The following is a 24373-nucleotide window of genomic DNA, read 5'->3' as shown; positions in this document are numbered from 1 at the left end:
GCGCTATGCCACAGGGCCTGCTAATGCCCCATTAGCCAGTGCTGATGGGGGCCGGGCAAGGTCCAGAGGCCGAAGATCATCACCAGCACCCCACCGGTCACCCGCACGCTGCGCTTGCGCAATAACGCCGTCACCCGTTCGGCGGCCAGCCCGGTGGCCAGTAGCACCGGCCAGGTGCCCAGCCCGAACGCCAGCATCAGCAAGGCGCTGTCCAGTGCATTGCCCTGGCTCGCCGCCCATAGCAGGGTGCTGTAGACGAGCCCGCACGGCAACCAGCCCCACAGCGCGCCTAGCAGCAAGGCACGGGGCAGGCTGGACACCGGCAGCAAACGGTTGGCCACCGGCTGCAGATGCCGCCACAGGCCGCGTCCCAGGCTTTCGATACGGGTGAGGCCGCTCCACCAGCCGGCCAGGTACAGGCCCATGCAGATCAGCAGCAGCCCGGCAAGCACTCGCATGAACATCGCCGCGGGGCTGTTGGCCACCGCCCAACCGGCCAGGCCGATCAATAAACCGGCGGTGGCATAGCTGAGGATGCGCCCCAGGTTGTATGCCAGCAGCAGGCGAAAACGGCGGCTGCGCTGTTCCTTGGGGATCGCCAGGGTCAGCGCGCCCATCAGTCCGCCGCACATGCCCAGGCAATGGCCGCCGCCAAGCAGGCCTAGGATCAGCGCCGAGACCAGCAAGGGCGCCAGCTCAAGCATGGGGCGGCTCTTTGGGCGCTTGCTCAGGGTTGTTGGCTTCATCGATGGCGGCCAGGTGGTTCGGGTCCTGGTCGTCGAACAGCACGCTGTGGGCCGGGCCATCGAGGTCTTCGTACTGGCCGCTGTCCACGGCCCAGAAGAAAATGTAGATGGCCACGCCCACTAACAGCAGTGCCGCCGGAATCATTACATAGAGAGCTGGCATCTGTACTCCATGCCCACGCGGCTCAGGCCGGCAGCGAGCGGGTTACTGGGGCGGTGCCCGAGGCTTGCGCGCTCGGCAGGCGAGTGAGGCGCAACGCGTTGAGCACCACGGTCAACGAACTGAGGGACATGCCGATCGCCGCCCAGATCGGAGTGATCCAACCCAGGGCCGCAAACGGCAGCATAAGCCCATTGTACAACCCGGCCCACAACAGGTTCTCGATGATCACTCGGCGAGTGCGCCGCGCCAGGCTGAAGGCCTGCACCAGCGCATCCAGGCGGTTGGACAACAGCACCGCATCGGCGCTGGTTTTCGCCAGGTCCGTGGCCGAGCCCATCGCCACGCTGATATCAGCGGCGGCCAGCACCGGCACATCATTGACTCCATCGCCCAGCATCAGCACTTTGCGACCTTCTTTGTGCAGGTTTTGCAGTACCTTCAGCTTGTCGTCAGGGCGCAGGCTGCCGTGGGCTTCGTCGATACCCAGCTCAGAGGCGACACTGGCCACCATCGGCGAACTGTCGCCGGAGAGCAACAGCGTGCGCCAGCCCCGCGCCTTGCATGCGGCCAGCAAGGCGGGTGCGTCGCTGCGCAGGCGGTCATCCAGTACGAACCAGGCCAGCGCCCCGCTGCGGTCGCCCAGCAGCAGCCATTGCCCGGCTTCGTCCGGTGAGGCGGGAATCGCACAGCCACTGAGTTCACAGACAAAACCCGGCTGGCCGATGCGCAACAAACGTTCGCCCACACGACCTTCCAGGCCCAGGCCTGGGGTGCTCAGCACTTCATCGGCGGCCAGCGGCGCACGGCCGAAGGCACGGGCAATCGGGTGTTCGGAACGGTTCTCCAGGGCGGCGGCAAGGCCCAGGCACTGGTCGCCGTCCAGCGCACTCAAGGGCCGAATGGCGCGCAACGCCAGGCGCCCTTCGGTGAGGGTGCCGGTCTTGTCGAAAATCACCGTATCAACCTGGTTCAGGCCCTCAAGCACATGGCCGCGGGTCAGCAGCAACCCGAGACTGTGCAAGGTGCCGGTGGCGGCGGTGAGCGCGGTGGGCGTGGCCAGGGACAGAGCGCACGGACAGGTCGCCACCAGCATCGCCAGCACAATCCAGAACGCCCGCGACGGGTCCAGCTCCCACCACAGCAGGCCGATCAGCGCAGCGGCGATCAGCGAGCACAACAGGAACCACTGTGCAGCGCGGTCGGCGATCTGCGCCAGGCGCGGCTTCTCGGCCTGGGCGCGCTCCAGTAGGCGCACGATGGCGGACAAGCGCGTGTCATGCCCCAGGGCGCGCACCTGAACGGTCAGCGCGCCTTCGACATTCAGCGTGCCGGCCGTGACGTTGTCGCCCGTGCGCCGAGGTTGCGGCAGGTACTCGCCGGTCAGCAGGGATTCATCGATGCTGGATTGGCCGTCGAGAATCACGCCATCCGCCGGCAGTACGGAGCCGGGGTGTACCAGCACGCGATCACCCAGCGCCAATTCGCTAAGCAGGATGCGCTCGCTCTGGCCATCGTCTTTGAGGCGCAGGCAGGAGGCGGGCAACAGGTTGACCAGTTGGGCGGTGGCTGCGGCAGTGCGCTCCCGGGCGCGGCGCTCAAGGTAGCGCCCGGCCAGCAGGAACAGGGCAAACATGCCCACGGCATCGAAATACAACTCGCCTACGCCAGTGATCGCGGTCCAGATGCCGGCCAGGTACGCGCCGCCAATCGCCAGGGACACCGAGACGTCCATGGTCAGGTGGCGTGTGCGCAAGTCACGCAGGGCGCCTTTGAAGAAGGCCGCGCAGCTGTAGAACACGATGGGCGTTGTCAGAAACATCGCAACCCAGCGCAGGATGACGTGCAATTCCGGGCTCAGGTCGATATTGAATTCCGGCCAAGTGGCCATGGTTGCCATCATGGCCTGGAACCACAGCAAGCCGGCGACTCCCAGTTGTCGCAGGGCCAGTCGATTCTCGCTGGCCAATTGTTCGGCTGCGCGGTCGGCCTGATAAGGATGGGCGGCGTAACCGATATGGCGCAGCTCGCTGAGCAGTTGGCTCAACGGCAATTGCCCATCGGCCCAGCGCACGTGCAGGCGGTGGTTGGACAGGTTCAGTCGCGCTTCGGCCACGGCAGGCAGGCTGCGCAGGTGTTTCTCGATCAACCAGCCGCAGGCGGCGCAACTGATGCCTTCCATCAGCAGGGTGGTTTCGGCCAGGTCGCCCTGATGGCGTACAAAGGGTTTTTGCACATCGGCGCGGTCGTACAGCGCCAGCTCGTCCACCAACTGCACGGGCAGCGCCTCGGGGTTGGCCGAGGCTTCGCTGCGGTGTTGGTAATAGCTTTCCAGCCCGCCGGCCACTATCGCCTCGGCCACGGCCTGGCAGCCCGGGCAGCAGAGTTCACGGCGTTCGCCGAGGATCTGGGCGGTGAACCGACTGCCGGAGGGGACGGGTAGGGCGCAGTGGTAGCAGGGGGTGGGTTGGGTCATTGCTCAGTTCCGTAGATCGTTCCCACGCTTTGCGTGGGAATGTTGCCTGTGACGTTCTGCGTCACAAAGCAGACGCAGAGCGTCCAGCAAGGCGTTACCACGCAGAGCGTGGGAACGATCATCGTCTACTTCCTCAGGTCCTCGGCGCCCTGCAACGGTTCGTCACCCAGCAGCAAGTCCTTGTCGTGGCTGACCTCTTCTTCTTCGAACAGGCGCCAGGTGTTGCCGCCCTCCACGCCAAGCAGTTCCACGAAACGGCGACCTTCGACCTTGTCGGTGACCTGGCCGATGTAGCGACCGGGCTCGCTGTCGCTGCGGGTGAGGTTGATCTTGCGATCCTTCTCTGGCTGGGTCGGGGAGATCAGGTTCAGCTCCAGAGTATTTGGATTGCTGTAGCCAGTCAGTTGCAGCTCGACCTCGCCGGTCAGTTCGTCCAGGTGCAGCTTGCCGCGCAGTTGCAGGGTCTGGGCCAGGCGCTCGCGGTCCAGGGAACGGTTGATGCCTTTGCCGGCCTCGTAGTAGTTGTCGTTGACCAGGTTGTCCGGGTTGTTCACTGCGATGGTCACCATGGACAAGGTCAGGGTCACTGAGCAGGCCAGAATCGCGATGATGATCCAGGGCCAGAGGTGTTTGTACCAAGGGCTGGCGGCAGTAGTTGCAGGCATGCGTGTGTTCCCTGTTAACGAACTTGTGGGCCGATGAATCGGCTCTTGGCTTCAATATGGACGCTGGTGTCATCGGCGTCCTTGAGGATGAAGGTCACCTCGTTGGTGCTCGACGGCAACTGCTCCGGCGCACTCGACAACTCCACCGGCATGCTGACGATATCGCCGGCGGCCACTTTGATCTCACGTCGGCCTTGCAGCTTGAGGTCTGGCAGGCCAGCGGCGTCGAGCACGTAGGTGTGGTCGCGCTGGTCTTTGTTCATGATCTTCAGGCTGTAGACGTTTTCGATGCGTCCTTCGGCGTTTTCACGGTACAGCACGCGGTCCTTGCTGACGTCGAAACCCACCAGCGAGCGCATGAAGAAGGCCGCCACCAACAGGCTGATCATCGCCAGCAACACCAGGGCGTAACCGATCAGGCGCGGGCGCAGCTTATGGGTTTTCTGCCCCGACAGGTTGTGTTCGGTGGTGTAGCTGATCAGGCCGCGTGGGTACTCCATCTTGTCCATGATGTTGTCGCAGGCATCAATACAGGCGGCGCAACCGATGCACTCGATTTGCAGCCCGTCGCGGATATCGATACCGGTAGGGCACACCTGCACGCACATCGTGCAGTCGATGCAGTCGCCCAGGCCCTGGGCCTTGTAGTCGGTACCCTTTTTACGTGGGCCACGCACTTCGCCACGGCGGGGGTCATAGGACACGATCAAGGTGTCTTTGTCGAACATCACGCTCTGGAAGCGCGCATAGGGGCACATGTAGATGCACACCTGCTCACGCAGCCAGCCGGCGTTGCCGTAGGTGGCGAGGGTGAAGAAACCCACCCAGAAATACGACCAGCCATCGGCCTGGCCGGTGAAGAAATCGAATACCAGTTCACGGATCGGTGAAAAGTAGCCGACAAAAGTGAGGCCGGTGGCAAAGCCGATCAGCAGCCACAGGCTGTGCTTGCTGAATTTGCGCAGGAATTTGTTGGCGCTCATGGGCGCCTTGTCGAGCTTGATGCGCTGGTTGCGGTCGCCTTCGGTGACCTTTTCGCACCACATGAAGATCCATGTCCACACGCTTTGCGGGCAGGTATAGCCGCACCACACGCGCCCGGCGTATACGGTGATAAAGAACAGGCCAAAGGCCGCGACAATGAGAATGCCCGACAGCAGGATGAAATCCTGAGGCCAGAACGTTGCACCAAAAATAAAGAATTTACGCTCCGGCAGGTTCCACCATACCGCCTGGTGACCGCCCCAGTTCAGCCACACGGTGCCGAAGTACAGCAGAAACAGAGCGGCACCGCCGACCATGCGCAGATTGCGGAACAAGCCAGTGAAGGCGCGGGTGTAAATCTTCTCACGCGAAGCGTAGAGGTCGACGGTTTTGGCAGGCGGGGTAACGTCATGTACCGGTATCTGGTCGCTCATCATTGCATCCCACGGCGGTGGAGATTTGCCTCGGCCAGTACGTGCCAGCCGGGGTCAAATTAAGGGTGTTGCAGTGGCCTAATGATACGCCCCCGATGGTGCGCAAAGGGTGCGACCTTTGGTCGCGTTGGGGGAAATCAATTGATGGTGTACGTGACCTGGATCAATTGACTTGGCAAGTATGGACGGTTTTTGTGGTTGTGGTGACGCGGCAGGTCTCAAGGCCATCCCGTCAACAGGCCCGGTCTTGAATGTGCAGGAGGACAAATGTGGGAGCTGGCTTGCCTGCGAAAGCGATGGGCCGGTCAGCCTATTTGTGACGGACAGAGCGCTTTCGCAGGCACGCCAGCTCCCACCCCGGATCTAAGCTTTTCAAGAAATGACCCCGCCGCTCTCTCAGTGGCGAGGCCATGGCGTGCTCAGCTAACTTTACTGCTCCTCAGCCTTCTTATCCCCATGAGACAAGCTATACACATACGCCGCAAGCAAGTGCACTTTGTCATTGCCCTGCAACTGCTCCTGCGCCGGCATCTGGCCCTGGCGGCCATAACGGATGGTCTGCTGCAGTTGCGCGAAGCTTGAACCGTAGATGAACGCACCCGGATGCGTCAGGTCGGGCGCGCCCATGGCTGGGGTGCCTTTACCAGCCGGGCCGTGGCAGGCCACGCAGTTGGCGGCGAAGAGTTTCTCACCGTTGGCCACATCGGCCTTGGCGCCTTCCGGCAGTTTGCGGCCATCGAGTTGGGTCACCACAAAGCCTGCTACGTCAGCCACGCCTTGCTCACCGATGACTTCGGCCCAGCCCGGCATCACCGCGTGGCGGCCCTTCATGATGGTTTCCTTGATGGTGTTGGGTTCACCGCCCCAGCGCCAGTCGGCGTCGGTCAGGTTGGGGAAGCCGTAGGCGCCTTTGGCGTCGGAGCCGTGGCACACCGAGCAGTTGGAGGCGAACAGGCGGCCGCCCATCTTCAAGGCTTGCGGGTCCTTGGCGACTTCTTCAATCGGCATCGACGCGAATTTGGCGAAGATCGGCCCGAACTTGGCCTCCGACCTGGCCATTTCCTTTTCCCACTCGTGCACGCCGGTCCAGCCGGTCTGGCCGTTGGCGAACGGGGTTTGCTTGTCGTTGTCGAGGTAGTTGTAGCCTGGCAGCAGGCCCTTCCAGTTGCCGAGGCCAGGGTAGAGCACCAGGTAACCAAGGGCGAAGACGATGGTGCCGACAAACAGCATGAACCACCACTTGGGCAGCGGGTTGTCGTACTCCTCGATGCCGTCGAACGAGTGGCCGACGGTCTCGTCCGTCTGCTCGGTGCGCTGGCCCTTGCGGGTCGACAGCAGCAGCCAGGTCAGGGCGAAGATGGTACCCAGACTGAGGACTGTGACGTACAGACTCCAGAACGTAGTCATTCTTTGTTACTCCTAGAAGCTTGCTCGACGTGCTTGATGGCTTCGGGGTCATCTGCGAAGGGCAGCATGGTCGCGTCGTCAAACTCCGACTTGCGCCGTGGGCTGAACACCCACAACGCCAGGCCGATAAAGGCCACCATCACCACAACGGTGCCCAGGCCACGAATCATCCCGATATCCATGTAGGTCACCGTTTGCTTTTGATGATGGTGCCAAGGCCTTGCAGGTAGGCCACCAATGCGTCCATTTCGGTCTTGCCCTTCACGGCGGCGGCCGCACCGGCGATGTCTTCGTCGGTGTAGGGCACGCCCAGGGTGCGCAAGACTTCCATCTTCTTCGCGGTGTCCTTGCCGTCGAGCTTGTTTTCCACGAGGAACGGGTACGCCGGCATTTTCGACTCAGGCACGACGTTGCGCGGGTTGTACAGGTGCGCACGCTGCCAGTCATCGGAGTAACGCCCGCCCACACGGGCCAGGTCCGGGCCGGTGCGCTTGGAACCCCACAGGAACGGGTGGTCCCACACGCTTTCACCGGCGACCGAGTAGTGGCCGTAGCGTTCGGTTTCGGCGCGGAAGGGGCGGATCATCTGCGAGTGGCAGCCCACGCAACCGTTGGCGATGTAGACGTCGCGGCCTTCCAGTTCAAGGGCGGTGCGCGGCTTCATACCTTCGACCGGCTTGTTGGTCACGTCCTGGAAAAACAGTGGGACGATTTGGGTCAGGCCGCCAATGCTCACGGCGATGACCATGAAGAAGGCCAGCAGGCCGATGTTCTTCTCGACGACTTCATGCTTCATCAGTGAGCTCCCACAACGGCGATCTTGGCGGCGGCTTCGGCTTCTACAGGGTCGCTGGCACGCACGGTGCGCCAGACGTTGTAGGCCATCAACAGCATGCCACTGGCAAAGAACGCACCGCCCAGGGCACGTACGATAAAGCCCGGGTGGCTGGCTTGCAGCGCTTCGACGAAGGAATAGGTGAGGGTGCCGTCATCGTTGATCGCACGCCACATCAGGCCCTGGGTGATGCCGTTGACCCACATCGAGGCGATGTAGAGCACGGTGCCGATAGTGGCCAGCCAGAAGTGCGCGTTGATCAGCCCGACGCTGTGCATCTGCACGCGGCCGAACAGTTTGGGGATCATGTGGTACAGCGCGCCGATGGAGATCATCGCTACCCAGCCCAGAGCGCCGGCATGTACGTGGCCGATGGTCCAGTCGGTGTAGTGGGACAGCGAGTTGACGGTCTTGATTGCCATCATCGGCCCTTCGAAGGTCGACATGCCGTAGAACGCCAGGGACACCACCAAAAACCGCAGGATCGGGTCGGTGCGCAGCTTATGCCAGGCGCCCGAGAGGGTCATCATGCCGTTGATCATGCCGCCCCAGCTTGGCGCCAGCAGGATGATCGACATCGCCATGCCCAGGGACTGTGCCCAATCCGGCAAGGCGGTGTAGTGCAAGTGGTGAGGGCCGGCCCAGATGTACAGGGTGATCAGCGCCCAGAAGTGCACGATGGACAGGCGATAAGAGTAGATCGGACGCTCGGCCTGCTTGGGCACGAAGTAGTACATCATCCCCAGGAAACCGGTGGTGAGGAAGAAGCCTACGGCGTTGTGGCCGTACCACCACTGGATCATCGCGTCCGTTGCGCCGGAATAGGCCGAATAGGACTTGAACAGGTTCACCGGCAGGGAGGCGTGGTTGACGATGTGCAGCATCGCAGTGACCACGATAAAGGCCCCGTAGAACCAGTTGCCTACGTAGATGTGCTTGGTCTTGCGCTTGACGATGGTGCCAAAGAACACCAGGCCGTAGGTCACCCACACAATGGCAAGCAAAATGGCGATCGGCCATTCCAGCTCAGCGTATTCCTTGGTGGTGGTGTAGCCCAGGGGCAGGCTGATGATGGCGCCGACGATGACCGCCTGCCAGCCCCAGAAGGTGAAGGCGGCAAGACCATCGGAAATCAGTCGCGTCTGGCAGGTGCGCTGCACGACATAGTAGGAGGTGGCAAACAGTGCACATCCGCCGAAGGCGAAGATCACCAGGTTGGTGTGCAGCGGGCGCAGGCGGCCGAAGGTCGTCCAGGGCAGGTCGAAATTCAATTGCGGCCAAACCAGTTGCGAGGCGATGAACACCCCGAGCCCCATGCCAAGGATCCCCCAGACCACCGTCATGATGGCGAACTGGCGGACTACCTTATAGTTATAAGCAGTCGGACTGATTGCTGTGCTCATTCTAAGGTTCCACGGTTTAGGTTTTTTTATAGGTAAAATCGGCCGCAAGTATGTAGAAACCGAGGGGCCATTGCAACGCAATGGCTGACCTGTATCAATGCGTTCCACGCCAGATTCTGCGCCCTTTCCATGTTTGGTGTAAGGATAAAGACCGAAATAGAAAGCTGATCAAGTGGACAGGAATTTTAGGGGGCGCAACGAATACCGTCGCCTACGCCAGAATTGCTCCACTGTGGGAACAAGCGTAGACCCGAATAGGAGGAGGGGAAAGTTGGGTTTGGACGGGGTGCGACACTTGGTCGCGACTTATGTCTGTGGCGAGGGAGCTTGCTCCCGTTGGGCTGCGCAGCGGCCCCAAAATCGTGGGAGCGCTTCGCACTCCAGCGGGAGCAAGCTCCCTCGCCACAGATAAGGCTTTTACTGCGGTTGGCTATCTGGCGTTGCACCATCAGCGTTATGGGACAGGCTGTACACGTAAGCCGCCAGCAGGTGCACTTTGTCATTGCCTTGCAGCACGTCCTGGGCCGGCATCTGGCCCTGGCGACCATGGCGGATGGTCTGCTGCAACTGTGCCAGGCTGGTGCCGTAGATAAACCCGGCAGGCTCGGTCAGGTTGGGCGCGCCCATGGCTTCCACGCCGTGACCTTGCGGACCATGACACGCCACGCAGGTGGTGCTGAAGGCGGCTTGGCCGGCTGCCAGGTCGGCGGTGTTGTCGGCGGGCAACGGCAACTTGGCCAGGTCGTGGCGCACGTAAGCGGCGACGTTTTTCACCCCGTCCTCGCCCAGCACTTCACCCCAGGCCGGCATCGCCGCATGGCGACCGTTCAGGATGGTGGCCTTGATGGCCTCGGCCGAACCGCCCCAGCGCCAGTTGCTGTCCGCCAGGTTGGGGAAGCCATAGGCGCCCTTGGCGTCCGAGCCGTGGCATACCGCGCAGTTGGAGGCGAACAGGCGACCGCCCATCTTCAATGCTTGCGGGTCCTTGGCCACTTCTTCTACCGGCATGGCCGCGAACTTGGCGAAGATCGGCCCGAACCTGGCGTCGGCCTTGGCCATTTCCTTGTCCCATTCCTTGGTCTGGGTCCAGCCGTCCTCATAGCCCGGCAGTACACCTTTCCAGTTGCCCAGGCCCGGGTAGAGGATCAGGTAGCCGACGGCAAACACCAGGGTGCCGGCGAACAACATGAACCACCACTGGGGCAGCGGGTTATCGTATTCCTCGATACCGTCGAAGGCGTGGCCCATGGTCTGGTCGACGCTGCCCTTGGTCTCGCCCTTGCGAGTGCCGACCAACAGCCAGGTCAGGCCGATGAGGCTGCCCAGGGTCAATACGCAGATCCATGTACTCCAGAACGTAGTCATGGCCGAGTGCTCCTTGTGGCTGGCTCTGCTTGAGCGTCGGGTGGGGAAGGTTCATCGGCAAACGGCAGCAGGCGCGCCTGCTCGAATTCCGCGTTGCGGCGGTTGTTGAACACCCACAGCGACAGGCCGATAAAGGCGATGGCGACCACCAGCGTGCCAAGGCCGCGGATGGTGCCCGCATCGAATTCAAATCCCATGGCTCACCTCTTGCTCTTGATGGCAGTGCCGAGCACTTGCAGGTAGGAAACCAGCGCGTCCATCTCGGTCTTGCCCTTGAGGCTGGCGACGGCGCCGTTGATGTTGTGGTCGGTGTACGGCACGCCGAGGGTGCGCATCACTTTCAACTTGGTCTCGGTGTGGCTGCTGTCGACGGCGGCGGTGACCAGCCATGGGTAGGCCGGCATTTTCGACTCCGGCACCACGTTGCGCGGGTTGTACAAGTGCGCGCGGTGCCAGTCGTCCGAGTAGCGTGCGCCGACGCGGGCCAGGTCCGGGCCGGTACGCTTGGAACCCCACAGGAACGGGTGGTCCCACACGCTTTCGCCAGCCACCGAGTAGTGGCCGTAGCGCTCGGTCTCGGCGCGGAACGGGCGGATCATCTGCGAGTGGCACTGTACGCAGCCTTCGCGGATGTAGATGTCGCGGCCTTCCAGTTGCAGCGCGGTGTAGGGCTTCATGCCTTCGACCGGCTTGTTGGTCACGTCCTGGAAGAACAGCGGGACGATCTGGGTCAGGCCGCCGATGCTCACGGCGAGCACCATCAGCAGCATCAACAGGCCGACGTTCTTTTCAATCGTTTCGTGTTTCATCATCGACTCCTCAGGCCATCTGCGCGGCAGCGGTGACTTCGGCAGGTTGCGCCGAACGCACGGTGCGCCATGTGTTGTAAGCCATCAGGAACATGCCGCTGAGGAAGATCGCACCGCCCACCAAACGCACGATGAAGCCAGGGTGGCTGGCCACCAGAGTTTCGACGAAGGAGTAGGTGAGGGTGCCGTCTTCGTTGACCGCACGCCACATCAGGCCCTGGGCGATGCCGTTGACCCACATCGACGCGATGTAGAGCACGGTGCCGATGGTGGCCAGCCAGAAATGCGCGTTGATCAGGCCGAGGCTGTACATCTGCTCGCGACCGAAGATTTTCGGGATCATGTGGTACAGCGCGCCGATGGAGATCATCGCCACCCAGCCCAGCGCCCCGGCGTGTACGTGGCCGATGGTCCAGTCGGTGTAGTGGGAGAGGGCGTTGACGGTCTTGATCGCCATCATCGGGCCTTCGAAGGTCGACATGCCGTAGAAGGCCAGGGAGACGACGAGGAAGCGCAGGATCGGGTCGCTGCGCAGCTTATGCCAGGCGCCCGAGAGGGTCATCATGCCGTTGATCATGCCGCCCCAGCTTGGCGCCAGCAGCACCAGTGACATCACCATGCCCAGGGACTGCGCCCAGTCCGGCAAGGCGGTGTAGTGCAAGTGGTGAGGGCCGGCCCAGATGTACAGGGTGATCAGCGCCCAGAAGTGCACGATCGACAAGCGATAGGAATACACCGGGCGCTCGGCCTGTTTGGGCACGAAGTAGTACATCATCCCCAGAAAGCCCGCAGTCAGGAAAAAGCCTACCGCGTTGTGCCCATACCACCACTGCACCATGGCATCCGTCGCACCGCCGTACAGCGAGTAGGACTTGGTCAGGCTGACCGGGATTTCCAGGTTATTGACGATATGCAAGATGGCCACGGTGATGATGAACGCGCCGAAGAACCAGTTGCCCACATAGATATGCTTGGTCTTGCGTTTCATGATCGTGCCGAAGAACACGATGGCGTAGGCGACCCAGACGATGGTGATCAGGATGTCGATCGGCCATTCCAGCTCGGCGTATTCCTTGGAGCTGGTGTAGCCCAGTGGCAGGCTGATTGCCGCCAGCAGGATCACAAGCTGCCAGCCCCAGAAGCAGAACGCGGCGACTTTCGGCGCGAACAGCTGCGTCTGGCAGGTGCGTTGCACCGAGTAAAAGGAGCTGGCGAACAGCGCACAGCCACCGAACGCGAAGATCACCGCGTTGGTGTGCAAAGGGCGCAGGCGACCGAAGCTGGTCCAAGGCAAATCGAAGTTGAGCGCAGGCCAAACCAATTGGGCAGCGAGAAAAACCCCGAGCCCCATGCCGACGATGCCCCACACCACCGTCATAATGGCGAATTGGCGGACCACCTTGTAGTTATAGGCGGTACTTAAAGTAGTGTTCATGGTTCCCCATCCACGGTTCAACCCAAGCAAGTGCGGCACTTGGGCTGGAGTTATAGGCAGACTAAAAAGCGAGGCAAGCATGGGCAAAGAGCACAAGGCCAGTATTGACGGGGATCAATGGGCGCAGCGTGTACGGGAACATGGCTGGTTGTGGGATGTCGCCACCGGCGCGACGTCGGGTGAGCCGGTCACGCTGATCCTGGCCCACGGCGCTGGCGCACCGATGGACTCGGCGTTCATGAACGATATGGCCGCACGCCTTGCCGGGCATGGCGTGAGCGTGTTGCGCTTCGAGTTTCCGTACATGGCCCAGCGTCGCGTGGACGGCGGCAAACGCCCCCCGAATCCGGCGCCGAAACTGCTGGAGTGCTGGCGCGAGGTGTATGCCGAGGTGCGACGTCATGTCGCTGGGAAACTGGCGATGGGTGGCAAGTCCATGGGCGGGCGGATGGCCAGTTTACTGGCCGATGAACTGGGCGCCGATGGGTTGGTGTGCCTGGGCTATCCGTTCTATGCGGTGGGCAAGCCAGAGAAACCCCGGGTGGAGCACTTGGCTGCGCTTACGACGCCCACCTTGATTGTGCAGGGCGAGCGCGATGCCTTGGGCAATCGTGCGGCGGTGCAGAGTTATGACTTGTCAGAGAGCATTGAGGTGATGTGGTTGGCGGCGGGGGACCATGACTTGAAGCCGCTGAAGGCTTCGGGGTTCAGCCATGAGCAGCACTTGGAGGCGGCGGCGGTGCAGGTGGCTGAGTTTCTCCGGACCTGTTAGCGCCCTATCGGGGGCAAGCCCCCTCCCACATTGGGCTGGGTTCACCTATTTCTATCGGTGAATACCGTCCAGTGTGGGAGCTGGCTTGCCTGCGATAGCAGTTTATCGGTTAAAACGCTCTACCAGCGAATACTGGGTATTGGCGGTATGCGTCAACTCTTCACTCAGTTGCGCCGAGTTCATCGCCTGCTCCGAGGTCTGGTCCGCCAACAGCGCAATGGTGCTGATGTTGCGGCTGATCTCCTCGGCCACCGCACTTTGCTCCTCGGTTGCGGCTGCGATCTGGGTGGTCATGTCGGTGATATTGGCCACCGCCTCACTGATACCCACCAAGGCCTGGTCTGCTTCCATCACCCGTGCCACACCTTCTTCGGCCTGGCGGTGCCCGGCGTCCATGGTTTGCACGGCCGCAGCCGCGGTGTGTTGCAGCTTGGCGATCAGGGTATGGATCTGCCCGGTGGATTCGGCCGTACGCTGCGCCAGTTGGCGCACTTCATCGGCGACCACTGCAAAACCACGGCCCATCTCACCGGCACGCGCGGCTTCGATAGCGGCGTTAAGTGCCAGCAGGTTGGTCTGGTCGGCAATGCCTTTGATCACATCAACCACGCCGCCGATTTCATCGCTGTCTTTGGCCAGTTGCGTGACGGTCACACCGGTCTCTCCAACGGCTGCCGAAAGACGCTGAATCGCCTCGCGGGTTTCCCCGGCGATATCGCGGCCGCGGCCGGTCAGGCGGTTGGCTTCCTGGGTGGCGTCGGCGGTGCGCTGCACGTGGCTGGCCACTTCTTGGGTGGTCGCCGCCATCTGGTTTACCGCAGTGGCCACCTGTTCGGTTTCCACGCGCTGGCGTTCCAGGCCGCTGGAGCTGTTGTGCGCCAGGGTGTTGGATTGCGCGGCCTGGTCGTTGAGGTGCTCGGCGGTGTCCTGCAGGCGGGTAAGACAGGTCTTCAGACGCGCTTCCTGGCTGAGGATCGACATTTCCAGGCGCGCTTGTGCGCCACGGCTGTCGGTGTACATCTGCGCGATCAACGGGTCGGACGTGGTCTGTTCGGCCAGGCGCAGCAAACGCTTGAGACCGCGCTGTTGCCAGCTCAAGCCCAGCAGGCCCAACGGCACCGACAGCGCCGCTGCCAGGGCAAAGCCCCATTGGGAGGTGAGGGTGGCGCCGATCATGAAGCTTAACTGGCTGACCAGGATAAACGGCAGCCAGTCCTGCAACACCGGCAGCCACTTGTCCCGTTGGGGGACGGCCGACTTGCCTTGGTTGATGCGTTGATAGAGCGCTTCGGCCCGGCGGATCTGCTCGGCGGTGGGCTTGATGCGCACCGATTCGTAGCCGATCACCTGGTTACCGTCGAAGACCGGCGTCACATAGGCGTTAACCCAATAGTGGTCACCGGTCTTGCAGCGATTCTTGACAATGCCCATCCATGGCAAGCCTTGTTTGAGCGTGGACCACATATGCGCGAACACGGCCGGCGGCACATCCGGGTGACGCACCAGGTTGTGTGGCGCGCGCACCAGTTCTTCGCGGGTGAACCCACTGATTTCGACAAAGGCGTCGTTGCAGTAGGTAATCACACCCTTGGCATCTGTGGTGGAGATCAACCGTTGCTGAGCGGGGAAGGTACGTTCGCGCTGGGTAACGGGTTGGTTATTACGCATGATTGTTCAATCCGCAAGGCTTTCAGGGAGTATCGGCCATGCGGGGCATTTATTTAACTTATTTTTGCAACAATCCTGCGAACAGCGTTGCCTCTGTAGAAGGCAGGCTTAGCCGGCGAGCATCGGGTAGGTAAACAACCCGAAGTGCAGCAGATTCAAGCCAAAATGCGTGGCAATCGCCGCGCCTAGCCCGCCGAACCGATACGCCAGGCCGTAGCCCACGCCCGCAATACCCGCCAGCAGCATCCACTGCCAACCCGCAGCAAAATGCACCAGGCCGAATAACAGCGAGGCCAGCAGCAGCGCGAGGTTCTCGCCATAGGGCAGGTGTTTGAAGCGTTGGCTCAGGCCGCCCTGGATATACCCGCGAAACAGCGCTTCTTCGACCAACGTCACCAGCAGCAGGTTGTTCAACACCCACAGCCACGCCTCGTCCGGCCACTTGGGCGCCCAACTGATCATCCCCAGCAGGGCCGCGCCACCCAAGGCGGCGATAGCGGCCAGAGTCAGGGCCATGGCTGTGACGCAGATCGACAGGCGCAATGAGCGCCGCGCCACAATCCACGGGCAGGCCAGCAACAGCCAGAAGCCGATCAGGGGTTTGTCCTGGTTCAGGTACATCGAGAAGGGCACGGAGTCCGGAGTAAATCGCTGGGGCGCAATACCGCGGCCGTTATAGAAGCCCGGTAGCCAGTGCATCGCCAGGCCCAGGGCCAGGACGATAAACAAGCCGTGGCCCAAGTAGCGTGCCCAAGGGTTGCGTTGCTGGCGCACGGCGTACCCGGCCACCAGCAACAGTGCGATGGAGACCGCCGCCAGTACGCCCAGTTGGCCGTAGATCAAAGCCACGACATAGCCAATGGAAAGTAGGGTGAGGTACAGCCAGGGCAAAGCAATCATGTGAAATCCTTGAAAAAAACTGGGCGGCATTATAGCGAGCGGTCTGCCTGGACGGCATGAAAACTCCTCCACCCACAGGGTGAGGGGAAAGGATTGCAAAATGTATTTGCGGCTGGTTATAGTCATCGCGTCTTCATCCCATCAAAAAGATCAGCACATGCCAGCTTCCCAGCGCATAGCGGTAGTCGATTCAGCGGTCAACGCTGTGGTCGTGCCGTGCCGTGGCAAGCAGCCTGCGCAGATCAGTCACTACCCCCCACCTGTCAGTAGCACGCCGGTGTACGCAGTCGTATCACCGCCGGGTGTTGGCATTTCGGGCTGATCAGCGATTCGCTGTTGCCCCTGCCCGCCTGAAAAAACCTACTGAAATTCAGTTTTTTACTGAGTCGGCTTTTTTGCCTGATAACAGGTGGTAACCATGTCTGTGCTTTCGAAACAATCCGTGGCCGCGGCGGCCTCGACGAGCGTGTTTGTCCTGCTGTGGAGCAGCGGGGCGATCTTCTCCAAGTTGGGCTTGGCCCATGCTTCGCCCTTTGCCTTTCTGCTGATCCGCTTTGCCATCGCCCTGATGGGGTTGGTGATGTTGGTACCCATCCTCAAGTTGAAGCTGCCTCGTCCCGGCAAACCCTTGCTGTATGCGGCGGCGACGGGCCTGGTTTTGCTGGGGGCCTACCAGATTTTCTATCTGCTGGCCCTGGACCTCAACGTCACCCCCGGGGTGATGGCGACCATCATGGGCGTGCAGCCGATCCTTACCGTGGTACTGATGGAGCGCCAACGCTCCTGGCGCCGGTTGTTCGGCCTGGGGTTGGGGTTGGCGGGCTTGATCATGGTGGTGTACCAGGGCATCGGGTTGGCGGGCATGTCCCTGGCCGGGATGGTGTTCGGGCTGCTGGCGCTGGCGAGCATGACGTTTGGCTCTATCATGCAAAAGCGCATCACCGACAACCCCTTGGGCACGCTGCCACTGCAATACCTGGCCGGGTTGCTACTGTGCGCGGTGTTCGTGCCGTTCCAGCCGTTCCACTTTGAACACAGTGCGCGTTTTTACCTGCCGGTCCTGTGGATGGGGCTGGTGGTGTCCGTGCTGGCGACGTTGTTGCTGTACCGCCTGATCGCCCGGGGCAACCTGGTGAATGTCACCAGCCTGTTCTACCTGGTGCCAGCAGTGACGGCGGTGATGGACTACCTGATCTTCGGTAATCGCCTGGCCTTGTTGAGCGTGCTGGGAATGGCGTTGATCATCGTCGGCTTGGTGTTTGTATTCCGTAAGCAATAAACCCACCCCTGTAGGAGCGAGATTGGTCGCTCCTACAGTTTTTGCGGGCGCAGCACCAACCACAACGCCCCGGCAATCAGCACACCGCCATACAGGTGGGCCATGGACAGCGGCTCATCCAACAGCAACGCACCCCACAACACGCCGAACGGCGGAATCATGAAGGTCACGGTCATCGACTTGACCGGGCCGATGGACGACAGCAGGCGGAAGTACAGAATGTAGGCGAACGCCGTACATACCAGCCCCAATCCCAGCAGCGACGACCACACCTGCCAGCCGCCCCAGCTCGCCGGTGGATGGCTGATGGCGCTGTAGGCAAAGAACGGCAACAGAAACAACGTCGCCCCCAACATGCTGCCCAAGGCCGAGAGACGGCTGTCCAACCCGCCGCGCTGGTCCAGCCAACGCCGCGCCAGGAAACCGGCAAAGCCATAGCACGTGGTTGCCAGCAGGCACGCCAGTGCGCCCATCAATAATTCCAGATCAAAGGCCACCGGCCCCGCACGCGTGAGCACGGCAACGCCAAACAGTCCCAGGGCGACCCCTGCGATTTTCGATGGCGTCAGGCGCTCACTGAAGAACAGCCCGCCAATCAGCACGCCCATCAGCGGCGTGGTGGCGTTGAAAATCGCCGAATAACCCGCCGGCAGTACCTGTGCCGCCACCGAGTACATCGTCGCGGGAATCCCCGAGTTGATCACGCCCAGCAACAGGACCGTCTTGAACTTGCCCTTGAAATCCCAGCTCACGCGCATCATCGCCAGGATCACTAATAAGCCCGCGGCGGCAATCGACACGCGGAAAAACGCGGTGGGCACTGTGCCGATTTCCGGGGCGATGATGCGCATAAACAGGAAACTCGCGCCCCAAATGGCGGCCAGCCCCAGCAGATACAGGGTGTCAACAGGTCTCACGGAAAACTCCTACGCCAAATGGGGCGCAGAAGTGTTGCCCAGCGGGCAGGTCGGCACAATGGCTAATTGCAGTCAGTTCACCCCTGCGCAAAATCATTCTTCTCCTGCCTCGGTTCACTGGCTAAGCTCTGGGCTTCCAGATACCCGTTCGAGGTTTCCCGCATGTCGCAGTCCGCCCTCGCTATCGCCCGGATGATCCTCGACGGTTTCGACGATTACCGTGAACACTTCCGCCACATCACCGATGGCGCCCGTGAGCGTTTCGAGAAGGCCCAGTGGCAGCAGGGGCAGGCCGCGTCGGCCGCGCGCATCAACCTCTATGAAGAGAAAGTCGCTGAGGTCACGACCCGCCTGTGCGCCAGTTTTGACCCTGCGCCGTTGCAGGACATCGGCCAGTGGCCCCTGGTAAAAAGCGCCTATATCGGCCTGATCGACCTGCGCTTTGACGATGAACTGTCCGAGACTTGGTACAACTCGATCTTCTGCGGCCTGTTCAGCCATGACCTGATCAGCGACGGCTGCATGTTCATTCACACTACCCGGCCGAGCCTGCGCCGGGCGCGGGCGGCGCAAACCCGTATCTACACGCCGGCCGGTAAAATAGCGGACATGCTGGCGCAGGTCTTCTCTGACTACCGCTTCAGCGAGCCCTACGCCGACCTGCCCGCCGACCTGCGCCGCCTCGAAGCCCAGTTGCGGGAAAACCTGCCGGATTGGGTGTGCAAGGACCCGGACCTCAAGGTCGAGTTGTTTTCCTCGGTGCTGTATCGCAACAAAGGCGCCTACCTCGTGGGGCGCATCTACACCCGCGACGAACAATGGCCGTTGGTGATTCCGCTGCTGCACCGCGAAGGGCGTGGCATTCAGATCGATGCGTTGATCACCGACGAAGCCGACGTGTCGATCATCTTCTCGTTCACCCGTTCCTATTTCATGGTCGACGTGCCCGTGCCAGCGGAATTCATTGGCTTTCTCAAGCGCATTCTGCCGGGCAAGCACATTGCCGAGCTGTACACCTCCATCGGTTTCTACAAGCACGGCAAATCCGAGTTCTACCGCGCGCTGATCAACCACCTAGCCACCACCGATGACCAGTTCATCATGGCCCCCGGCGTGCGCGGCATGGTCATGAGCGTGTTTACGCTGCCGGGTTTCAATACGGTGTTCAAGATCATCAAGGACCGCTTCTCGCCGTCGAAAAACGTCAACCGCGCCACGGTAATCGAAAAGTACCGCCTGGTGAAAAGCGTCGACCGGGTAGGGCGCATGGCCGACACCCAGGAGTTCGCCGACTTCCGCTTCCCCTTGAGCAAGTTCGAGCCCGAGTGCCTGGCCGAGCTGCTGGAAGTCGCCGCTGGTACCGTCGAAGTGGAGGGCGATACCGTGCTTATCCGCCACTGCTGGACCGAGCGACGCATGACCCCGCTCAACCTCTACCTCGACAACGCCAACCCCGCCCAGGTGCGCGAAGCATTGGAGGATTACGGCCTGGCGATCAAGCAACTGGCGGCAGCGAATATCTTCCCCGGCGACATGCTGCTGAAAAACTTTGGCGTCACCCGCCACGGCCGCGTGGTGTTCTACGACTACGACGAAATCTGCTTTCTCACCGAAGCCAACTTCCGCCATATCCCCGCGCCGCGCACCCCCGAGGATGAAATGGCCTCCGAGCCCTGGTACTCCATCGGCCCGCTGGATGTGTTCCCCGAGGAATTCCCGCCGTTCCTGTTTGCCGACGCCGGCCAGCGCAAGTTGTTCGACGAGTTGCATGGCGAGTTGTACAACGCCGATTACTGGAAGGGCCTGCAGGACGCGATTCGTGCCGGTAAGGTGATCGACGTATTCCCCTACCGCCGCAAAGACCCGCTATAACCTATTGCCCCTGTGGGAGCGGGCGTGCTCGCGAATACGGTGGTTCAGTTGATACATCTGTGACTGACACACCGCTTTCGCGAGCAAGCCCGCTCCCACATTTTGGTTCGGTTTACACCCGTTGAAGCTCAACTGCCTGCCAGATGGGCTGCTTTTCTGCCACACTTGCCGGCCGTGCATAAATAGATGACCGTCGAAATAGCTGATGACAGACCAAGCACCCACCCTCGACCAACTGCTCAAAGCCCTCGATCACGCCATGCTCGCCGACCGCCACCGCTTGCGCCGGCAGTTGCTTGAGCTGCGCAAGAAGCCCGATGAGGACAAGCTGGCGCAGTGGGTGGCGCGGATGCAGGCATCGTGCGCCCAGGTCACGGCGCGGCGCGCCAGCCTGCCGGTGATTCGCTACGACGACAGCCTGCCGATTGCTGCCAAGCGCGATGAGATCAAAGACGCGCTGAACAAGCACCAGGTGCTGATCATTGCTGGCGAGACCGGCTCGGGTAAAACCACGCAGTTGCCGAAAATCTGCCTGGAAATCGGTCGCGGCCAGTACGGTCTGATCGGCCACACCCAGCCACGCCGGATCGCAGCGCGCAGTGTCGCCAGCCGTGTCGCTGAAGAGCTGGCCACGCCATTGGGTGCGCTGGTCGGTTACCAAGTGCGCTTCGAAGACCAGAGTGACTCCAACACCCTGATCAAGCTGATGACCGACGGCATCCTGCTGGCCGAAACCCAGAACGACCGCTACCTCGAGCGCTACGACACGATCATCGTCGACGAAGCCCACGAACGCAGCCTGAACATCGACTTCCTGCTCGGCTACCTCAAGACCCTGTTGCCGCGCCGCCCCGACCTGAAGGTTATCATCACCTCGGCGACCATCGACCTGGAGCGCTTTTCCAAGCACTTCGACGATGCGCCAATAGTCGAGGTGTCGGGCCGTACCTTCCCGGTGGACACCTGGTATCGCCCCCTCACCCTGGAACAGGACGAGGAGGGCAACCGCGTCGAGGACGACCTGACCGTCGACCAGGCGATCCTCGCCACCCTCGATGAAATCGCCGCCTATGAGCGCAGCGAACGGCGCAGCCCTGGCGACGTGTTGGTGTTCCTGCCCGGCGAGCGCGAGATTCGTGATGCGGCCGACATGCTGCGCAAGGCCCAGCTCAAGCACACCGAGATTTTGCCGTTGTACGCACGGCTGTCACCGGCCGAGCAACAGCGCATTTTCCAGTCCCACCCAGGCCGGCGCGTGGTACTGGCGACCAACGTTGCGGAAACCTCGCTGACGGTGCCGGGCATTCGCTATGTGATCGACAGCGGCACGGCACGCATCAGCCGCTACAGCTACCGCGCCAAGGTGCAGCGCCTGCCCATCGAGGCGATTTCCCAGGCCAGCGCCAACCAGCGTAAAGGCCGTTGCGGCCGGGTTGAACCGGGTATTTGCGTGCGCTTGTACAGCGAAGAAGATTTTATCGGGCGCCCGGAATTTACCGACCCGGAAATTTTGCGCACCAACCTCGCGGCCGTGATCCTGCAGATGCTGCACCTGCGCCTGGGCGAGATCACCGATTTCCCGTTTATCGAACCGCCGGATGGCAAGGCCATCAGCGACGGTTTCAACCTGCTGCAAGAACTCTCGGCGGTCGACCGCAACAGCCAGCTCACGCCGTTGGGCCGCCAGCTCGCCCGCTTGCCGGTGGACCCGCGCATGGGCCGCATGTTGCTGGAAGCGGCCAAGCTCGGCAGTTTGCAGGAAGTGTTGATCGTCGCCAGCGCCATGTCGATCCAGGACCCGCGCGAGCGCCCACCAGAGCGTCAACAAGCGGCCGACCAAGCCCACGCACAGTGGAAAGACCCGGATTCGGACTTCGCCGGGTTGGTCAACCTGTGGCGCGGTTTCGAGGAGCAGCGCCAGGAACTGACCGCCAGCCCGTTGCGCAACTGGTGCCGCAAAAACTTCCTCAACTACTTGCGCCTGCGCGAGTGGCGCGACTCCCATCGTCAATTGAGCCTGATCTGCCGCGACATGCAGCTTAGCCTCAACAAAGAGCCCGCCGACTATCCGAAGCTGCATAAAGCGGTACTGTCCGGCCTGCTCAGCCAGATCGGCCAGAAGACCGAAGACGGCGATTACCTCGGGGCGCGCCAGCGTCGCTTCTGGATTCACCCGTCGTCGGGCATCGGCAAGAAGCGCCCGCAATGGCTGATGACCGCCGAACTGGTGGAAACCACCAAGCTCTATGCACGCATGGTGGCGAAGATCGATGCCGACTGGATCGAGCCGTTGGCGGGGCATCTGATCAAGAAAAACCACTTCGAACCCCATTGGGAGAAGAAGCGTGGCCAGGTGGTGGCCTTTGAGCAGATCACCCTGTTCGGGCTGATCGTGGTCGGGCGCCGGCCGGTGCATTACGGGCCGATTGACCCGGTGGTGTCCCGTGAGTTGTTTATCCGTGAAGGCCTGGTGCGCGGCGAGATTCAGTCCCGGGCCAAGTGCCTGACGGCCAACCAGAAACTGCTGGAGCAACTCGACGAGCTGGAAGCCAAGGCCCGCCGTCGCGACATCCTGGCCGACGAAGAAACCCTGTACGCCTTCTACGATGCGCGCTTGCCCGCAGAGATTCACCAGACCGCCACCTTTGACAGTTGGTACAAGGTCAACAGCCAGAAAGACCCGCAACTGCTGATCATGCGTGAAGAAGACGTACTGGCCCGCGAGGCCAGTGAAGTCACCGCCGCGCATTACCCGGACACCTTGCACCTGGGCGATCTGGCCCTGGCCTTGAGTTACCACTTCGAACCCAACCACCCCCGTGACGGCGTGACCCTGCGGGTGCCGGCGCCGTTGTTGCCGGCGTTGCCAGCCGAGCGCCTGGAGTGGCTGGTGCCGGGGTTGATCGAAGCCAAGTGCATCGCTCTGGTGCGCAACTTGCCCAAGGCGCTGCGCAAAAACTTCGTGCCGGTGCCGGACTTCGTCAAGGCCGCGCTGCAACGCATCGAATTCGGCCAGGGCTCGCTGCCCCAGGCGCTGGGGCGTGAATTGCTGCGCATGACCGGTGCGCGGGTCAGCGATGAGGCGTGGGCCGAGGCGGCGCAACAGGTGGAAAACCACCTGAAGATGAACCTGGAAGTGGTCGACGGCCAGGGCAAGTTCCTCGGCGAAGGCCGTGACCTGGCCGAGCTGACCGCACGGTTCGCCGAAGCCAGCCAGGCCGCCTTGGCGGTGCCGCAAACCGCGAAAAGCCAGCAGCCGGTAGAGGCCAAGGTGTTTGCGGCGGTGGCGGAAAAAACCCAGCAGAACATCGCCGGCCTGTCGATGACGGTGTATCCGGCACTGGTGGAAGAGAACGGCACGGTCAAGGAGGGGCGCTTCTCCACCGCTGCCGAAGCCGAGTTCCAGCACCGTCGCGCCTTGCAGCGCCTGCTGATGCAGCAATTGGCGGAGCCGGCGAAATTCCTGCGCGGCAAATTGCCGGGCCTGACCGAACTGGGCTTGATGTACCGTGAACTGGGGCGAATCGACGCGCTGGTGGAAGACATCCTGCTGGCCAGCCTCGATACCTGTGTACTTGAAGGCGAAGCCAGCCTGCCACGCGATGGCGCTGGCCTGGCGGCCTTGGCTGAACGCAAGCGCGGCAGTTGGACTGAGCACGCCGAACGCCTGGCGCGCCTGACCCTGGAAGTGCTGAAACTTTGGCACGGCCTGCAAAAACGCTTCAAGGGCAAGATCGACCTGGCCCAGGCCGTGGCCTTGAACGATATCAAGCAGCAACTGAGCAACCTGGTGTATCCAGGTTTTGTGCGGGAAACCCCGGCCCAGTGGTTCAAGGAACTGCCGCGTTTCCTCAAGGCTATCGAACTGCGCCTGGAAAAACTGCCGAGCCAGGTGCAAAAGGACCGCGTGTGGAGCAGCGAATTGGGCGGCCTGTGGGCGCAGTACCAGAACCGCGTGAACAAACATACCCAGGAAGGCAAGCGCGACCCGCAGTTGGAGCTGTACCGCTGGTGGCTGGAGGAGTACCGGGTGTCGCTGTTTGCCCAGCAGTTGGGTACCAAAGTGCCGATTTCCGATAAACGCCTGAGCAAGCAGTGGAGCCAGGTAGAGCCCTGAAGCCCTTGCCGCAAGGTGTTTGTTTGGCCTATAGCGCCAAATCCCCGGTGTTGTGGCAAACTTCGCGGTCACAAGATTGAATAAAAGCATTGCCAGTTTGATGCCCGCTGGATGACATCAAACGACTTT

The 24373-nt window shown here is 61.8% G+C and carries 20 protein-coding genes; 4 read left to right on the top strand and 16 right to left on the bottom strand.

The window, feature by feature from the left end; translation table 11 throughout:
* Positions 1 to 20: 20 nt before the first annotated feature.
* The 13 genes from MHH62_RS16690 to ccoN (MHH62_RS16630) all read right to left on the bottom strand — a co-directional run bounded on the left by MHH62_RS16690 (position 21) and on the right by ccoN (MHH62_RS16630) (position 12719).
* Entirely contained in the window at positions 21 to 704 is a 684-nt protein-coding gene (locus MHH62_RS16690) for a sulfite exporter TauE/SafE family protein (RefSeq protein ID WP_014719449.1), read from the bottom strand.
* The gene (ccoS, locus tag MHH62_RS16685; RefSeq protein ID WP_014719448.1) at positions 697 to 909 is read right to left on the bottom strand and encodes a cbb3-type cytochrome oxidase assembly protein CcoS; all 213 of its coding nucleotides are present in this window, start codon (positions 907 to 909) and stop codon (positions 697 to 699) included. The genes MHH62_RS16690 and ccoS overlap by 8 nt, the downstream gene beginning before the upstream one ends.
* 22 nt (positions 910 to 931) lie before the next feature.
* Entirely contained in the window at positions 932 to 3382 is a 2451-nt protein-coding gene (locus MHH62_RS16680) for a heavy metal translocating P-type ATPase (protein ID WP_339231446.1), read from the bottom strand.
* Between the two features lie 125 nt (positions 3383 to 3507).
* Positions 3508 to 4047 carry a FixH family protein gene (locus MHH62_RS16675; RefSeq protein ID WP_073452575.1) on the bottom strand — a complete coding sequence of 180 codons (540 nt, stop codon included), beginning with the start codon at positions 4045 to 4047 and terminating at the stop codon, positions 3508 to 3510.
* A gap of 14 nt (positions 4048 to 4061) precedes the next feature.
* A complete protein-coding gene (gene ccoG, locus MHH62_RS16670) occupies positions 4062 to 5465 on the bottom strand; it encodes a cytochrome c oxidase accessory protein CcoG (RefSeq protein ID WP_019820489.1) in 1404 nt (467 codons plus the stop codon).
* 429 nt (positions 5466 to 5894) lie between these two features.
* The gene (gene ccoP, locus MHH62_RS16665) at positions 5895 to 6872 is read right to left on the bottom strand and encodes a cytochrome-c oxidase, cbb3-type subunit III (protein WP_014719444.1); all 978 of its coding nucleotides are present in this window, start codon (positions 6870 to 6872) and stop codon (positions 5895 to 5897) included.
* On the bottom strand, positions 6869 to 7054 hold the full coding sequence (locus tag MHH62_RS16660; protein ID WP_003193169.1) for a CcoQ/FixQ family Cbb3-type cytochrome c oxidase assembly chaperone: 186 nt from the start codon (positions 7052 to 7054) through the stop codon (positions 6869 to 6871). The genes ccoP (MHH62_RS16665) and MHH62_RS16660 overlap by 4 nt, the downstream gene beginning before the upstream one ends.
* A 5-nt stretch (positions 7055 to 7059) precedes the next feature.
* A complete protein-coding gene (gene ccoO / locus MHH62_RS16655) occupies positions 7060 to 7668 on the bottom strand; it encodes a cytochrome-c oxidase, cbb3-type subunit II (protein ID WP_003193167.1) in 609 nt (202 codons plus the stop codon).
* Positions 7668 to 9110, bottom strand: coding sequence for a cytochrome-c oxidase, cbb3-type subunit I (gene ccoN, locus MHH62_RS16650; RefSeq protein ID WP_014719443.1), 1443 nt, complete (start codon positions 9108 to 9110; stop codon positions 7668 to 7670). The genes ccoO (MHH62_RS16655) and ccoN (MHH62_RS16650) overlap by 1 nt, the downstream gene beginning before the upstream one ends.
* A gap of 417 nt (positions 9111 to 9527) precedes the next feature.
* Entirely contained in the window at positions 9528 to 10475 is a 948-nt protein-coding gene (ccoP, locus tag MHH62_RS16645; RefSeq protein WP_014719442.1) for a cytochrome-c oxidase, cbb3-type subunit III, read from the bottom strand.
* Positions 10472 to 10672 (bottom strand): cbb3-type cytochrome c oxidase subunit 3, encoded by a 201-nt coding sequence (locus tag MHH62_RS16640; protein ID WP_003193161.1) that lies wholly within the window; start codon positions 10670 to 10672, stop codon positions 10472 to 10474. The genes ccoP (MHH62_RS16645) and MHH62_RS16640 overlap by 4 nt, the downstream gene beginning before the upstream one ends.
* Positions 10673 to 10675: 3 nt before the next feature.
* Entirely contained in the window at positions 10676 to 11284 is a 609-nt protein-coding gene (ccoO, locus tag MHH62_RS16635; protein WP_339231442.1) for a cytochrome-c oxidase, cbb3-type subunit II, read from the bottom strand.
* A 10-nt stretch (positions 11285 to 11294) separates the two neighbouring features.
* Positions 11295 to 12719, bottom strand: coding sequence for a cytochrome-c oxidase, cbb3-type subunit I (ccoN, locus tag MHH62_RS16630; protein WP_003193158.1), 1425 nt, complete (start codon positions 12717 to 12719; stop codon positions 11295 to 11297).
* A 79-nt stretch (positions 12720 to 12798) separates the two neighbouring features.
* On the opposite strand from ccoN (MHH62_RS16630), the gene MHH62_RS16625 reads away from it, so the two are divergent.
* Positions 12799 to 13491, top strand: coding sequence for an alpha/beta family hydrolase (locus MHH62_RS16625; RefSeq protein ID WP_339231440.1), 693 nt, complete (start codon positions 12799 to 12801; stop codon positions 13489 to 13491).
* A gap of 102 nt (positions 13492 to 13593) precedes the next feature.
* Here MHH62_RS16625 and MHH62_RS16620 read toward each other — a convergent pair whose 3' ends face one another.
* Together MHH62_RS16620 and MHH62_RS16615 are read right to left on the bottom strand one after the other, a co-directional pair.
* Positions 13594 to 15159 (bottom strand): PAS domain-containing methyl-accepting chemotaxis protein, encoded by a 1566-nt coding sequence (locus MHH62_RS16620; RefSeq protein ID WP_014719440.1) that lies wholly within the window; start codon positions 15157 to 15159, stop codon positions 13594 to 13596.
* Between the two features lie 108 nt (positions 15160 to 15267).
* Complete coding sequence (locus MHH62_RS16615) at positions 15268 to 16059, bottom strand: CPBP family intramembrane glutamic endopeptidase (RefSeq protein WP_019820478.1); 792 nt, start codon at positions 16057 to 16059, stop codon at positions 15268 to 15270.
* Positions 16060 to 16477: 418 nt separating this feature from the next.
* Between MHH62_RS16615 and MHH62_RS16610 the strand changes: the two genes are divergently transcribed.
* Positions 16478 to 17338, top strand: a complete 861-nt coding sequence (locus MHH62_RS16610; protein WP_019820477.1) for a DMT family transporter — start codon at positions 16478 to 16480, stop codon at positions 17336 to 17338.
* 32 nt (positions 17339 to 17370) lie between these two features.
* On the opposite strand, the gene MHH62_RS16605 is transcribed toward MHH62_RS16610, so the two are convergent.
* Positions 17371 to 18255, bottom strand: coding sequence for a DMT family transporter (locus MHH62_RS16605; protein WP_014719437.1), 885 nt, complete (start codon positions 18253 to 18255; stop codon positions 17371 to 17373).
* A 162-nt stretch (positions 18256 to 18417) separates the two neighbouring features.
* On the opposite strand from MHH62_RS16605, the gene aceK reads away from it, so the two are divergent.
* Positions 18418 to 20127 (top strand): bifunctional isocitrate dehydrogenase kinase/phosphatase, encoded by a 1710-nt coding sequence (gene aceK, locus MHH62_RS16600; RefSeq protein WP_339231437.1) that lies wholly within the window; start codon positions 18418 to 18420, stop codon positions 20125 to 20127.
* Positions 20128 to 20332: 205 nt separating this feature from the next.
* Positions 20333 to 24244: an ATP-dependent RNA helicase HrpA gene (gene hrpA / locus MHH62_RS16595; RefSeq protein ID WP_019820474.1), complete on the top strand. Its 3912-nt coding sequence runs from the start codon at positions 20333 to 20335 to the stop codon at positions 24242 to 24244.
* The last annotated feature ends 129 nt before the right edge of the window (positions 24245 to 24373 follow it).

Origin of the sequence: Pseudomonas sp. FSL L8-0168 (assembly GCF_037976155.1) — a bacterium.
Classification (GTDB): domain Bacteria; phylum Pseudomonadota; class Gammaproteobacteria; order Pseudomonadales; family Pseudomonadaceae; genus Aquipseudomonas; species Aquipseudomonas paracarnis.
This window is presented reverse-complemented; position numbering and strand designations above follow the sequence as displayed.